Raw genomic sequence first — 13,221 nt, forward strand, 5'->3', positions numbered from 1 at the left:
CACTGTCCGGGATCGTCCGGCGGAGCGCGGGACACGGCCCTAACCTGTGCGGTGATGGACAGCGTGCGTGCATTCAGCGAAGAACTGGATTCGTTCGCGGCGGACTTGCGTCGGCTGCGGCTCGACCGGGGCAACCCGTCGTACCGCGAACTCGCCGCGCGTGCGGCGAAATCACGGACCGGGATCCGGCTCCCGGTGTCCACCCAGAGCGACACCTTCCGCGGTGACCGCCTGCCGGGTCTCGACAGTCTCATGGGCCTCATCCGGATCCTGCACAGTTACGACGAGTTCGGCCAGGAGCGGTCCGTCCCCCCGCACAACTCCCCCGAACTGGAGCCCTGGCGCCGCCGCTGGCGCGAACTGGCCGCCCGGAGCCGGAGCGGATCCGGGCACGCCCACCCACCGGCGTCACCCCCGGCAACCGACGCTCCTCCGCCACCGTTTCCCCTACGGGCACGGCTGGCGCCCGGGGAGGTGGAGGGCAACAGTACGGAGTTCACGGTCACGGACCGCCTGGTCGGCCACACCCACCTCGTCTGGCGGCTCGCCTTCTCCCCCGACGGCCGCACTCTGGCCTCCGCGGGGAACGACGGGGCCGTCCGGTTGTGGAGGACCGGGGACGGCCGGAACAAGGGCGTCCTACTCGGCCGGAGTCCGTACGCGCCCTTGCTCCAGGTGTGCTTCTCCCCGTGCGGAAACCGGGTGGCCGCTCTGTCTGACGACGGCGCGGTGCACCTGTGGGACACCCGCACCAACGCGCCCGACCGGCTTCCCGGCGGACACCACCGGTGCAGCGGCCTCGGTTTCGCGGTCGGCGGGCACCTGCTCGCGACCGTCGTGGAGGGCGGCGTGTGCCGAGTCGTGGACCTCGACACCGACACGGCGCGCGGTCCCGCCGACACGTACTACAGCGGGCGGGCGGACGCCCTCGCCTTCTCGGGGGACGGCCGGCTGCTGGTGGTCGCCGACGGATTCGCAGACGTCCAGCAGTGGGACACGACCACGGGGGAGCCCGTCGGCGCGGCCCTGGCCGGCCACTGCGACAACGTCGAGGCCCTGGCGTACTCCCCCGACCTCCGTCTGCTGGCGACGGGGAGCCACGACACCACGGTCCGGTTGTGGGACGCGGCCACCGGCAGGCCGGTCGCGTCACCCCTGTCCGGGCACGACAACGCCGTGAACGCCGTGGCCTTCTCCCCCGACGGATCGCTGCTCGCGTCCGCGAGCCGCGACCGCTCCGTACGGCTGTGGGACACGTCCACGGGACGCCCGGCGGGCCCGCCGATGGCCGGTCACACCCTGGCCGTCAACGCGGTCGCCTTCTCCCCCGACGGGCAGGTGCTCGCAACGGCGGGCGACGACAAGACGATCCTGCTGCACCGGCAGCGTCCCGCTCGCGGCCGGGCGACGTCTGCCGGCGGGGCGGCCCTCGCGGCTGCTCTGCGGGAACACCCCGTGCTGCCGCTGCCGGCCCGTGCGTCCGTCGGCCTCCCCCTGGACCATGTACGGTTCTCCCCCGACGGATCGCGGATCCTGGCCCTGGCCGGTACCCGGCAACTGGCCGTCTGGGACACCGCGGCGCCGGGGCCGGCACGCGCTCTGGACCTTCCGCTCCACATGCCCCTGTGGGGAGTGGACTGCCCCGAGGACCGGGACCCGGTCGTCTGGGCCTCGCACGGGCTGACCCCGCCGCCCGGCGGGCCCGCCGGAACCGTACGGCTGTCCCTGGTCGACCACATGTCCTACTCCGCAGACGGACGACTCGTGGCGGTGACGGACCACGAGGGGCGGGTGTCCGTCCTCGACACCCGGACCTTCACACTCCGCGGCGGGCCGCTGGACGCCGGTGATCCCGATGCGGGGACCGACGTACGGTTCGCCCCTGACGGGCGGCTGCTGGCGCTTCTGGGCAGGGAACTGCTGCTGTGGGACACCGAGCAGAACCGGACCGTGAGCAGCCGACGGGCGGCGCGGTGCTTCGCCTTCGACGCGACGGCCGGGCTGCTGGCCTCGGTCGACGCCGAAGGCGGACCGGTCCACCTGAGCGATCCCTGGACCGGCGCGCCGCTGGCGCGTCCGCTGGAGCGTCGCGGAGCCGCCGTCGACGACCTCGCGCTGTCGCCCGACGGCCGGCTGCTGGCCACCGTAGGCGGCAGCGGTCACCTGACGCTGTGGGACGTCACGCGCCGGCGCCCCTTGACCGAGGTGCCCGCGAGCGGTGTCAGCTCCGTGTCCTTCTCACCCGACGGCACCCTTCTGGCTGGCGCCTGCTCCCACGGCTCCCTGCGTCAGTGGCTGGTCGGCACCCCCTGATGCGCGGTGAGGCCCGCCCGGGGCGTTCGGGGACGGGCCTCACGGTCCTCGGGGTCAGGCCGTCGCCGTCAGGGTCGCCGAGCGGCGGGGGATGGCGAAGGCGTCCAGTTCGGCGCGGGTCAGGCCGGTGAGGGCGGTGACCTCGTCGGTGCCGACCGCGCCGCAGTCGAGGCCGCGGACCAGGTAGCCGGCCAGGGCCTTCGCGGTGGCGGGCTCGTCCATGACGTCGCCCTCGATCTTGGCGACGTACGCCTTCAGGCGCGCGGCCGCGGTCTCCAGGCCCTCGCGGTAGAAGGTGAAGACGGCCGCGTAGCGGGTCGGCAGGTGCGCCGGGTGCATGTCCCAGCCCTGGTAGTAGGCGCGGGCCAGGGCGCGGCGGGTGAGGCCGTAGTGCAGCTTCCAGCCCTCGTGGACCTTCGCGGTGGTGCCGATGGGCAGTACGTTCGTCGAGCCGTCGGAGACGCGTACGCCGGTGCCGGCGGCGGCGACCTGCATGACCGCCTTCGCGTGGTCGGCGGCGGGGTGGTCGCTGGCCTGGTACGCGGCGGAGACGCCGACGCAGGCGCTGTAGTCGAACGTGCCGTAGTGCAGGCCGGTGGCGCGGCCCTTGGAGGCCTCGATCATGCGGGCCACGGTGGCGGTGCCGTCGGAGGCCAGGATGGACTGGCTGGTCTCGATCTGGATCTCGAAGCCGATGCGGCCCGGGCGCAGGCCGCGGGTGGACTCGAAGGCCTCCAGCAGCTTGACGAAGGCGCTGACCTGCTCGGCGTAGGTGACCTTGGGCAGGGTGAGGACGAGGCCGTCGGGCAGGCCGCCGTGCTCCAGCAGGCCGGAGAGGAAGATGTCCGTGGTGCGGATGCCCCGGTCGCGGACGTTGGACTCCATGCACTTCATGCGGATGCCCATGTAGGGGGCGTTCGTGCCGTTGGAGAAGGCCTCCGAGACGAGGCGGGCGGCGCGGGCCGCGGCCTGGTCCTCCTCTTCGTCGGAGCGGACGCCGAAGCCGTCCTCGAAGTCGACGCGGAGGTCCTCGACGGGCTCGGTGGCGAGCTTGGCGCGGACGCGGTCGTAGACGGGTACGGCCAGTTCGTCGGAGATGCCGAGTACCTTGGCGAAGGTCGCGGCGTCCGGGGCGTGCTCGTCGAGGGCCGCGAGGGCCTGGTCGCCCCAGGAGCGGATGGTGCCGGCGGCGAAGACGTCGCCGGGGACGTAGACGGTGTGGATGGGCTGGCGGGTGCCGGGGTCGCCCGGGTAGTGACGCGCGAGTTCCGCGTCCACCGGCGCCAGGGAGGCGCTGATGCCCTCGCTGACCGCGCCTGCGAGGCTCGTCGCCACCTTCTCCTGCTGACCCATCGTGCACTCTCCTCTTTTCCGCTTCACGGAAGCTTAGATCCGCATAGCAGAACTTAGCCACGGCGTTCCGCTCCGTCAATGGTCCCTCCGCCGCGTGGGACAAACGACTCGGGGCCGTGCGGTGACAATCACCACACGGCCCCGGAGGCCAAGAGACGCGCAGGTCAGGACCCGCGCGGAGGTCAGCCCTTGCGCGCCTTGATCTCACCCGTCAGCTGCGGGACGACCTCGAAGAGGTCGCCGACCACGCCGTAGTCGACCAGGTCGAAGATCGGGGCCTCGGCGTCCTTGTTGATGGCCACGATGGTCTTCGAGGTCTGCATGCCGGCCCGGTGCTGGATCGCGCCCGAGATGCCGGAGGCGATGTACAGCTGCGGGGAGACCGACTTGCCGGTCTGGCCGACCTGGTTGGAGTGCGGGTACCAGCCGGCGTCGACGGCGGCGCGCGAGGCGCCGACGGCCGCACCGAGGGAGTCCGCGAGCTCCTCGATGATCGCGAAGTTCTCGGCGCCGTTGACGCCGCGGCCGCCGGAGACCACGATCGCGGCCTCGGTCAGCTCCGGGCGGCCGGTCGACTCGCGCGGGGTGCGGGAGACGACCTTGGTGCCGGTGGCCAGGGCGCCGAAGGTGACGGCGAGCGCCTCGACGGCGCCGGCGGCCGGGGCCGCCTCGACCGGGGCCGAGTTCGGCTTCACGGTGATGACCGGGGTGCCCTTGGACACCCGGGACTTGGTGGTGAACGACGCGGCGAAGGCGGCCTGCGTCGCGACCGGACCCTCGTCACCGGCCTCCAGGTCGATGGCGTCGGTGATGATGCCGGAGCCGATGCGCACGGCGAGGCGCGCGGCGATCTCCTTGCCCTCGGCGGAGGACGGGACGAGCACGGCGGCCGGGGAAACGGCCTTGTACGCGGCCTCCAGCGCGTCCACCTTCGGGACGACGAGGTACCCGGTGAACTCCGGGGCGTCGGCGGTGAGGACCTTGACGGCACCGTGCTCGGCGAGCACCGCGGCGGTGGCCTCGGCACCGGCGCCCAGGGCGACGGCGACGGGCTCGCCGACGCGGCGGGCCAGCGTCAGCAGCTCGAGGGTGGGCTTGCGGACGGCACCGTCCACGTGGTCGACGTAGACGAGAACTTCAGCCATGGGACTGTCTCTCCTGCTGTTGCGAAGTGTCTGGGGGCTTGAGAGGGGTGGCCGAAGCTCTTAGATGAACTTCTGGCCGGCCAGGAACTCGGCCAGCTGCTTGCCGCCCTCGCCCTCGTCCTTGACGATCGTTCCGGCGGTGCGGGCCGGACGCTGGGCCGCGGAGTCGACCGCGGTGTAGGCGCCCTCGAGGCCGACCTCGTCGGCCTCCAGGTCCAGGTCGGACAGGTCCCAGGACTCCACCGGCTTCTTCTTGGCGGCCATGATGCCCTTGAAGGACGGGTAGCGGGCCTCGCCCGACTGGTCCGTCACCGACACGACCGCCGGGAGGGAGGCCTCCAGCTGCTCGCTCGCGGAGTCGCCGTCGCGGCGGCCCGTGACGGTGCCGTCCTCGACCTTGACCTCGGAGAGCAGGGTGACCTGCGGGACGCCCAGGCGCTCGGCCAGGATCGCCGGGAGGACGCCCATGGTGCCGTCGGTCGAGGCCATACCGGTGATGACCAGGTCGTAACCGGCCTTCTCGATCGCCTTCGCGAGGACCAGCGAGGTACCGATGACGTCGGTGCCGTGCAGGTCGTCGTCCTCGACGTGGACGGCCTTGTCGGCGCCCATCGACAGCGCCTTGCGCAGCGCGTCCTTGGCGTCCTCGGGGCCCACCGTCAGAACGGTGATCTCGGCGTCGTCCGCCTCGTCGGCGATCTGCAGCGCCTGCTCGACGGCGTACTCGTCGAGCTCCGACAGCAGACCGTCGACGTCGTCGCGGTCGACGGTCAGGTCATCGGCGAAGTGCCGGTCACCGGTGGCGTCGGGCACGTACTTCACACAGACAACGATCCTCAGGCTCACGCCGGCTCTCCTACCGCATCGTCTTTTTCTGATACCGCCTTGTGCAGGCAGCATAGGCGCCTCGTCGGGCGGATCCCGGTCGGGGCGGCCCGCGCTCCGAAGGGAATGTTACTCGTCAGTACACAGTGGGTCTTCCCCGGTTGCAAGGCCGCCGAACTGTGATCTGTCCAACGCCGCCCGAACCCGTCCCAGCAGGGACGATTCAGTCCCGCAACGCGTTGAAGCGCCCCTGGTGGTACAGCAGGGGGCGCCCCTCCCCCGCCGGGTCCCCCGCCACCACCTCGGCGATGACCACCCGGTGCTCCCCCGCGGGGACCCGCGCGACCACCTTGCAGACCGTCCACGCCAGCACCCCGCCGAGCAGCGGCACTCCGTGCGGGCCCGGGGCCCACTCGGTGCCGGGCCCGAAGCGGTCGGCGCCGCTGCGCGCGAAGAGGCCGGCCAGCTCCCGCTGGTGTTCGCCGAGTATGTGGACGCCGAGGTACGCGCTGTCGCGCACGGCCGGCCAGCTGGAGGCGCCGGTGCCGATGGTGAACGAGAGCAGCGGCGGGTCCGCGGAGACCGAGTTGAGCGACGTCGCCGTGAAACCGGCGGGCCGCCCCCCGCTCTCCGCGGTGATCACCGCGACGCCCGCCGCGTGCCGCCTGAAGACGGAGCGGAGCAGCTCGGGAGAGCCGGGCCGGGGGCCGTCGGCCGCCTGTCCGCCCCCGGCGGAACGACCGGCGTCGAAGGGGTCGAAGGATCCGAGGGAGGCGCGAGGGGCCGTCGGGGCCGTCATGGGAATGCTTCCTTCTGCCGCGGGGGACGCGGGCGCGTGAGAGGGGATCGGGGGCCTGGGGCCGGGACCGGGGCCTTCAGCGATCCCGACAGCGCGCGCCCGCATGGCGGACGAGGTCCACGTGGAGCCGCCCGTAAAGCAGGAGTTCATACCGCATGCCGCCAGCCTGGCGATCACACGCGTACCCAGTCAAGCCGCGGCGGGCAGATGTCAGGCGCGTCACGCTGCGTGCGGGCGCGCGTACCGGCCCCCGGTCACACCGCGGCCCCCAGGGCGGCGATCACGTCCGCCTTGCGCGGCATCCCCTCCGCGCGCCGGACGACGCGCCCGGCGGCGTCCAGGACGAGGACGGTGGGGGTCTTCTCGATGCCGAGGGCGCGCACGAGTTCGAGGTCGCCCTCGGCGTCGATCTCGATGTGCGCGACGCCGTCCACCATTTCGGCGACTTCGGCGAGGATCCTGCGGGTGGCCCGGCAGGGCTGGCAGAAGGCGCTGGAGAACTGGACCAGGCTGGCCCGCTCCCCCGGTGCCCTGCCCAGCTCGGCGGCCCCGAGGGGGCCGTGGCCGCCCGGCCGCCGCGCTTCGTCTCCGTGCACCCGCACACCCGCTCCCGTCCGCTCCGTCCCGCATGTACGTACCCTGGTGCGAGCATCCGTCCGGCGCGCGGCATTCCCCGCGTGACGAGAATCTCGCCCGGTGCGGTCGTCTGGGCTGGCCAGCGGGCCGCGTTTGGGGCACGATCCCCAATGGCCGCGTACCTACGCTGCCGTAACTTCCGGCCGGGAGCACCTCCCCAGGCAGAAAGCGGGGTCTCCCCAGCATGGCTGAGCTCGTATACCCCCCGGTGATCGGTGCCGCGCACACCCTCTTCCGTGCGCTGGACATCCGGATCGACATGAAGGGCACCGAGAACATCCCGCGCAAGGGCGGGGCGGTCCTGGTGTCGAACCACATCGGCTACCTCGACTTCATCTTCGCCGGCCTGACCGCGCGGCCGCAGAAGCGTCTGGTCCGCTTCATGGCCAAGGAGTCGGTGTTCCGGCACAAGGTCTCGGGCCCGCTGATGCGCGCGATGAAGCACATCCCGGTGGACCGCGAGCAGGGTGAGACCGCGTACCAGCACGCGCTGGACTCGCTGCGCTCGGGCGAGATCATCGGGGTGTTCCCGGAGGCGACGATCTCGCAGTCGTTCACCCTCAAGAGCTTCAAGTCGGGTGCGGCGCGGATGGCCCAGGAGGCCGGCGTCCCGCTGATCCCCGTGGCCCTGTGGGGCACGCAGCGGCTGTGGACGAAGGGCCGCCCGAAGAACCTCAAGCGCAGCCACATCCCGGTGACCATGCGCGTCGGCGAGGCCATCGAGGCCCCGGCGGACCAGTACGCGGGCGCGATCACCCGGCGTCTGCGCGAGCGGGTGCAGGAGCTGCTGGACGCGGCGCAGAGCGCCTACCCGGGCAAGCCGCAGGGCGCGGAGGACTCGTGGTGGCTTCCGGCCCACCTCGGCGGCACCGCCCCGACGGCCGCGCAGGTCAAGGAACGCGAGGCCAACTGAACCCGCCCCGGGCGCCACGCCCCTTCCGGCGGTCCTGCCTCCGGTGGGCGTAGCGTCCTGCCGACGACGTCACCCGGCGCGGAGGGGGGTTCGCTGATGGGCGGGTTCGGGCGGTACCTGGCGGCGGCACTGGCCGCGCGCTTCGCGTCCGAGGGGATGGGCATGGCGGTGGTGCTGCTGGCCCTGGAGCGCACCGGCAGCGCCGCCCACGGGGCGTTCGTGCTGACCGCCTGGCTGGCGCCGCACGTGCTGGCCGCCCCGCCGGCGGGGACCGCCGCCGCCCGGACCCGGCGGCCTCGGCTGTTCTACGCGGGCGCGCTGGCCGGTTTCACGGCCGCGGTGGCGGCGCTGGCGGTGCTGCTGGGGCGGGCTCCGGTGCCGGTGGTGCTCGCGGTGGCGGTGCTCGGCGGGGCCTGCGGGCCGGTGGTGACCGGTGGGCTCTCCAGCCTGGTCGCGGGGCTGCTGCCGGCGGGTCCCGCGCGGGACCGGGCGTACGGCTGGGACGCCTCCACCTACAACGCGGCGGCGGTGACGGCCCCCGCGGCGGTCAGCGCGGTCGGGACCCTGGCCTCGGCCGGGCCGGCGATGGCGGTGCTGGCGGTTTCGGGGGCGCTCGCGGCGGTACTGGCCGCGTCCCTCCCGTACGAGGACCGGGGCGCGGCCGCGCCGGGGGACGGGTCCCGCGCCGGGGCGGCGGCGGGGCTGGCGGCCCTGTGGCGGGTCCGGGAGCTGAGGGCGATCACCTCGGCGACGACCCTGGCCTTCGCCGGTATCGGGGCGCTGACGACCAGCGCGGTGCTGCTGGCGGCCGGGCTCGGCAGTCCGGGCGCCGGCGGGGTGCTGATGACGGCGTTCGCGGTGGGTGCGCTGGCGGGCTCCCTGACCCTGGGCCGGATGACCGGTGTGCCGCCGGGCCGGCTGGCCCGCCGGGGCCTGGCGGGGACCGGGGCCGCCCTGGCGGTGGCCGCGTTCACGCCGTCCGTGGCGCTGACGGCGGTGGCGTTCGCGGTGGCCGGCTTCTGCGACGGGCCGCTGCTGACGGCCACGCTCCGGATCCGCTCGCGGCACGCGCCGGCGGCGGTGCGGCCTCAGGTGTTCACCCTGGGGGCGGGGCTGAAGATGACGGCGGCTTCGGCGGGCGCCGCCCTGGTGGGGCTGGTCGCCGCCGCGCCGCCGTGGACGCTGCTGCTCGGGATCGCCGTACTGCAGCTGGTGGCTGCCGCGCTGCACGCGCTGGTGGCGGGCCGGGAACCGGTCCCCGCCGCGGGGGTCACAGGGCCGTCGGCAGGTTCCGCCACAGCCGCTCCCGGTCGGCGGACTCCTGGAGGGCCCTGAGCGTCGCGGGGTGCGGGGCGGCGTACAGCTCGGGGTAGTCGATCTCGCCGAGCTCGGGCCGGACCCGGAAGGCGAGCCGCTCACGGTCGAGGCTGAACCGGGCGTCGACGCCGGGCTTGTTGCCGCGCGGGTCGACGCGGGCCCAGGTCTCGGAGCCGGGCAGTCTGACGGCGACGAGCCCGTGGACGACGGGACCGGATCCGTCGTCCTCCCCGAGGAGCTGGTAGCAGAGGGCGGCCGGGATGCCCTGGGCGCGGAGCAGGGCGGCGAGGGCGTGGGCCTTGGCGTAGCAGATGCCGTTGCGGGTGGTCAGTACGTCGGAGGCGCGCCAGGAGACGCGCGCGTCCCCGGAGTCCGCCGAGTGCGGGATGGTGTCCCGGACGAATGCGAAAGCCGCTTCGGCGTATGAATATGCGTCGCTGGTGGCGGTCCAGAGGGCGTCGGCGGTCTCCCGCACCAGGGGGTGCCCGTGGTCTATGGCCTCATCGGAGGCGAGGTAGGCCTGAATGTCTGGGTTCTGTTGGATCAGCTGCATGGGCGGGAGCATAGGCATGCCCCTGACCGTAGATCAATAGATTTACAGTCAGGGGCATATCTATTCACTTTGTGAGCCGGTGCCTCGCGAGGCGGTTCCCTAGCGGGCCAGCTCCTCCTTGAGGGCCTGGAGGAAGCCGTCCACATCCTCTTCCCGGGTGTCGTAGCCGCACATCCAGCGGACGTGCCCGGCTGCCTCGTCCCAGAAGTAGAAGCGGTACCGCTGCTGGAGCCGGCGCGACACCTCGTGCGGCAGCTTGGCGAAGACGGCGTTGGCCTGGACCGGGTAGAGGATCTCCACCCCGTCGGCCTCGCGGACGCCCGCCGCGAGCCGCTGCGCCATCGCATTGGCCTGACGGGCGTTGCGCAGCCACAGGTCCTTCGCCAGCAGGGCCTCCAGCTGCACCGAGACGAAGCGCATCTTGGAGGCGAGCTGCATCGACATCTTGCGGATGTGCTTCATCTGCCGGACGGCGTCCGGGTTCACCACGACCACGGCCTCGCCGAACATCATGCCGTTCTTGGTGCCGCCGTACGAGAGCACGTCCACGCCCACCGTGTTGGTGAAGGTGCGCATCGGCACGTCGAGCGAGGCCGCGGCGTTGGCTATCCGGGCGCCGTCGAGGTGCACCTTCATGCCGAGGCCGTGGGCGTGCTCGCAGATGGCCCTGATCTCGTCCGGGGTGTAGACCGTGCCGAGTTCGGTGTTCTGGGTGATCGAGACGACCTGGGGCATCGCCCGGTGCTCGTCGTCGAATCCCCAGGCCTCCCGGTCGATCAGCTCGGGGGTGAGCTTGCCGTCCGGGGTGTCCACCGCGAGCAGCTTGATGCCCGCCATCCGCTCCGGGGCGCCGCCCTCGTCCACGTTGATGTGGGCGGTCCTGGCGCAGATCACGGCGCCCCAGCGGTCGGTCATCGCCTGGAGGGCGGTGACGTTCGCACCGGTGCCGTTGAAGACCGGGAAGGCCTCCGCGTAGGGCCCGAAGTGGCTGCGGATGACCTTCTGCAGGTGTTCGGTGTACTCGTCCTCGCCGTAGGCGACCTGGTGGCCGCCGTTGGCGAGCGCGATGGCCTCCAGGATCTCCGGGTGCACCCCCGCGTAGTTGTCGCTCGCGAAACCGCGGACCGCCGGATCGTGGTGGCGGCGGGCATCGGTCTTCACGGTTGCGGAGTGAGCCACAGACGCTGTCCGTTCACTTCGGTGGCGGACCGCTCCCACACGCCGGCGATGGCCTCGGCCAGCTCCTTGACGTCGGTGAAGCCCGCGAACTTCGCGTTGGGGCGCTCGGCGCGCATCGCGTCGTGCACCAGTGCCTTGATGACCAGGATCGCGGCGGCGGCCCGCGGTCCCTCCTCGCCCCCCGCCTTGCGGAAGGAGTCCGCCATGGCCAGGGTCCAGGCCTCGGCGGCCGCCTTGCCGGCGTTGTACGCGGCGTTGTTCGCGACCGGCTTGTGCGCGCCCGACTGGCTGATCAGCACGTAGCGTCCGCGGTCGCTGCGCAGCAGCGCGTCGTGGAAGGCGAGCGAGGTGTGCTGGACGGTGCGGATGAGGAGCTTCTCCAGGAAGTCCCAGTCGGCGAGGTCCACGTCGGTGAAGGTCTTGCTGCCGCGCCAGCCGCCCACGAGGTGGACGACGCCGTCGACACGGCCGAACTCCTTCTCGGTGCGTTCGGCCCAGGCCTTGGTGGCCTCCAGGTCGAGCAGGTCGACGGTGTCGCCGGTGACGGTGGCGCCGCCGTGGGCGTAGCGGGCCGCGTCGACGGCCTCCGCCAGGCGTCCGGCGTCCGCGTCCGAGGCCACGACGGTGGCCCCCGCCTCGGCGAGGCGCATCAGCGCGGCGCGGCCGGCGGGGCCGCCGGCCCCGGCCACCGCCACGACCGCTCCGTGGAGCTTCCCGTTGCCGTTCATCCCTGCAGCCTCCTGTGCGCGGTCGCTCATGCGGCGGCCCGCTCGGTGTCGTCCGCGTTCGCCGGGGTGATGCCCTTGGTCGCGGCGATGACACCCTTGAGCTTCTTGGCGAGGGCCTCGTAGAACATGCTGAGGGGAAACTCGTCCGGAAGCACGTCGTCGACGAGCTTGCGCGGGGGCTGCGTCAGGTCCAGGGCGTCGGGGCCCTTGGCCCACTTGGATCCCGGGTGCGGGGCAAGGTAGGTGGAGACGAGCTCGTACGCCTTGAACCAGTGGACCAGCTTCGGGCGGTCGATGCCCGCGCGGTAGAGGTCCTCGATCTCGGCGCACAGCTGGTTGGTGACCTGCGGGGCGCGCATCCAGTCGATCTTCAGCTTGTTGTCCGTCCAGCGCACGACGTCGTGCTTGTGGAGGTACGCGAAGAGCAGCTGGCCGCCGAGACCGTCGTAGTTGCGGTTGCGGTCGCCGGAGACGGGGAAGCGGAACATCCGGTCGAAGAGGACGGCGTACTGCACGTCACGGCCGTGCTCGTTGCCCTCGGACTCCAGCTTCACGGCCTCCTTGAAGGCGGTGAGGTCGCAGCGCAGCTCCTCCAGGCCGTACATCCAGAACGGCTGGCGCTGCTTGATCATGAAGGGGTCGAACGGCAGGTCGCCGTGGCTGTGGGTGCGGTCGTGGACCATGTCCCACAGGACGAAGGCCTTCTCGCAGCGCTCCTGGTCCTCGACCATGCGGGCGATGTCCTCGGGCAGCTCGATGCCGAGGATGTCGACGGCCGCCGCGGTCACCTTGCGGTAGCGGGCCGCCTCGCGGTCGCAGAAGATGCCGCCCCAGGTGAAGCGCTCGGGGGCCTCGCGGACGGCGATGGTCTCCGGGAAGAGCACCGCCGAGTTGGTGTCGTAGCCCGGGGTGAAGTCCTCGAAGGTGATGCCGAGGAAGAGCGGGTTGTCGTACCGGGTGCGCTCCAGCTCGGAGAGCCAGTCGGGCCACACCATCTTCAGGACGACGGCCTCGAGGTTGCGGTCCGGGTTGCCGTTCTGCGTGTACATCGGGAAGACCACGAGGTGCTGGAGCCCGTCGGCGCGCTGGGAGGCCGGGTGGAAGGCCAGCAGGGAGTCGAGGAAGTCCGGGACGCCGAAGCCCTCGGCGGCCCACTTGCGCAGGTCGGCGACGAGCGCGGCGTGGTAGGCGGTGGCGTGCGGCAGCAGCGGCGAGAGCTCCTGCACCGCGGCGGCGACCCGCTCCACGGCGGCCTCGACGTCGACGCGGGCGGGGGCGCCCTCGACCTCGAAGTCGATCGATCCGTCCTTGGCCTGCCAGGGGCGGATCTCCTCCACGGCGGCCTTGAGCACGGGCCATGCAGGGTGGTCCACCACCCGCGCGCCAGCGGTTATCACGGCACCGCCGGAGCCCGGCACAAGAGTTTCCGTCATGTCACTTCCTCCACAGGAGAACCTCGC

General features: G+C 72.4%; 12 protein-coding genes. 3 read left to right on the plus strand and 9 right to left on the minus strand.

The annotated features are described in order from the left end of the window. The first annotated feature begins 54 nt into the window (after positions 1-54). Positions 55-2,313, plus strand: a complete 2,259-nt coding sequence (locus ACZ514_RS20775; protein WP_469125344.1) for a WD40 repeat domain-containing protein — start codon at positions 55-57, stop codon at positions 2,311-2,313. 54 nt (positions 2,314-2,367) lie between these two features. Here the strand turns inward: ACZ514_RS20775 and ACZ514_RS20780 are convergent, their stop codons facing one another. From ACZ514_RS20780 to ACZ514_RS20800, 5 genes are all read right to left on the minus strand, one after another. Continuing rightward, entirely contained in the window at positions 2,368-3,666 is a 1,299-nt protein-coding gene (locus ACZ514_RS20780; RefSeq protein WP_468165815.1) for a DUF6986 family protein, read from the minus strand. A gap of 182 nt (positions 3,667-3,848) precedes the next feature. Then, positions 3,849-4,811 carry an electron transfer flavoprotein subunit alpha/FixB family protein gene (locus ACZ514_RS20785; protein ID WP_469125345.1) on the minus strand — a complete coding sequence of 321 codons (963 nt, stop codon included), beginning with the start codon at positions 4,809-4,811 and terminating at the stop codon, positions 3,849-3,851. 60 nt (positions 4,812-4,871) lie between these two features. Then, positions 4,872-5,657 carry an electron transfer flavoprotein subunit beta/FixA family protein gene (locus tag ACZ514_RS20790; protein WP_468700323.1) on the minus strand — a complete coding sequence of 262 codons (786 nt, stop codon included), beginning with the start codon at positions 5,655-5,657 and terminating at the stop codon, positions 4,872-4,874. A gap of 202 nt (positions 5,658-5,859) precedes the next feature. Further along, positions 5,860-6,435: a flavin reductase family protein gene (locus ACZ514_RS20795; RefSeq protein ID WP_468165811.1), complete on the minus strand. Its 576-nt coding sequence runs from the start codon at positions 6,433-6,435 to the stop codon at positions 5,860-5,862. A gap of 254 nt (positions 6,436-6,689) precedes the next feature. Then, the gene (locus ACZ514_RS20800; RefSeq protein WP_468165809.1) at positions 6,690-7,031 is read right to left on the minus strand and encodes a thioredoxin family protein; all 342 of its coding nucleotides are present in this window, start codon (positions 7,029-7,031) and stop codon (positions 6,690-6,692) included. Positions 7,032-7,255: 224 nt separating this feature from the next. Here ACZ514_RS20800 and ACZ514_RS20805 point away from each other — a divergent pair, with 224 nt between their 5' ends. Next, on the plus strand, positions 7,256-7,984 hold the full coding sequence (locus ACZ514_RS20805) for a lysophospholipid acyltransferase family protein (protein ID WP_468165807.1): 729 nt from the start codon (positions 7,256-7,258) through the stop codon (positions 7,982-7,984). 96 nt (positions 7,985-8,080) lie between these two features. Continuing rightward, on the plus strand, positions 8,081-9,319 hold the full coding sequence (locus ACZ514_RS20810; RefSeq protein ID WP_468165805.1) for an MFS transporter: 1,239 nt from the start codon (positions 8,081-8,083) through the stop codon (positions 9,317-9,319). Here ACZ514_RS20810 and ACZ514_RS20815 read toward each other — a convergent pair. The 4 genes from ACZ514_RS20815 to ACZ514_RS20830 form a co-directional block, all read right to left on the minus strand. Then, a complete protein-coding gene (locus ACZ514_RS20815; protein WP_469125346.1) occupies positions 9,255-9,854 on the minus strand; it encodes a transglutaminase domain-containing protein in 600 nt (199 codons plus the stop codon). The two genes, ACZ514_RS20810 and ACZ514_RS20815, sit on opposite strands and share 65 nt — an antisense overlap. Before the next feature lie 99 nt (positions 9,855-9,953). Next, positions 9,954-11,015: a threonine aldolase family protein gene (locus ACZ514_RS20820; RefSeq protein ID WP_468165801.1), complete on the minus strand. Its 1,062-nt coding sequence runs from the start codon at positions 11,013-11,015 to the stop codon at positions 9,954-9,956. Continuing rightward, positions 11,012-11,791, minus strand: coding sequence for an SDR family NAD(P)-dependent oxidoreductase (locus ACZ514_RS20825; protein WP_468165799.1), 780 nt, complete (start codon positions 11,789-11,791; stop codon positions 11,012-11,014). Before ACZ514_RS20825 ends, ACZ514_RS20820 begins: the two co-directional genes overlap by 4 nt. Next, the gene (locus ACZ514_RS20830; protein WP_468165797.1) at positions 11,788-13,194 is read right to left on the minus strand and encodes a DUF6421 family protein; all 1,407 of its coding nucleotides are present in this window, start codon (positions 13,192-13,194) and stop codon (positions 11,788-11,790) included. Before ACZ514_RS20830 ends, ACZ514_RS20825 begins: the two co-directional genes overlap by 4 nt. Positions 13,195-13,221 lie beyond the last annotated feature (27 nt).

Source organism: Streptomyces sp. NPDC034086 (assembly GCF_055575515.1).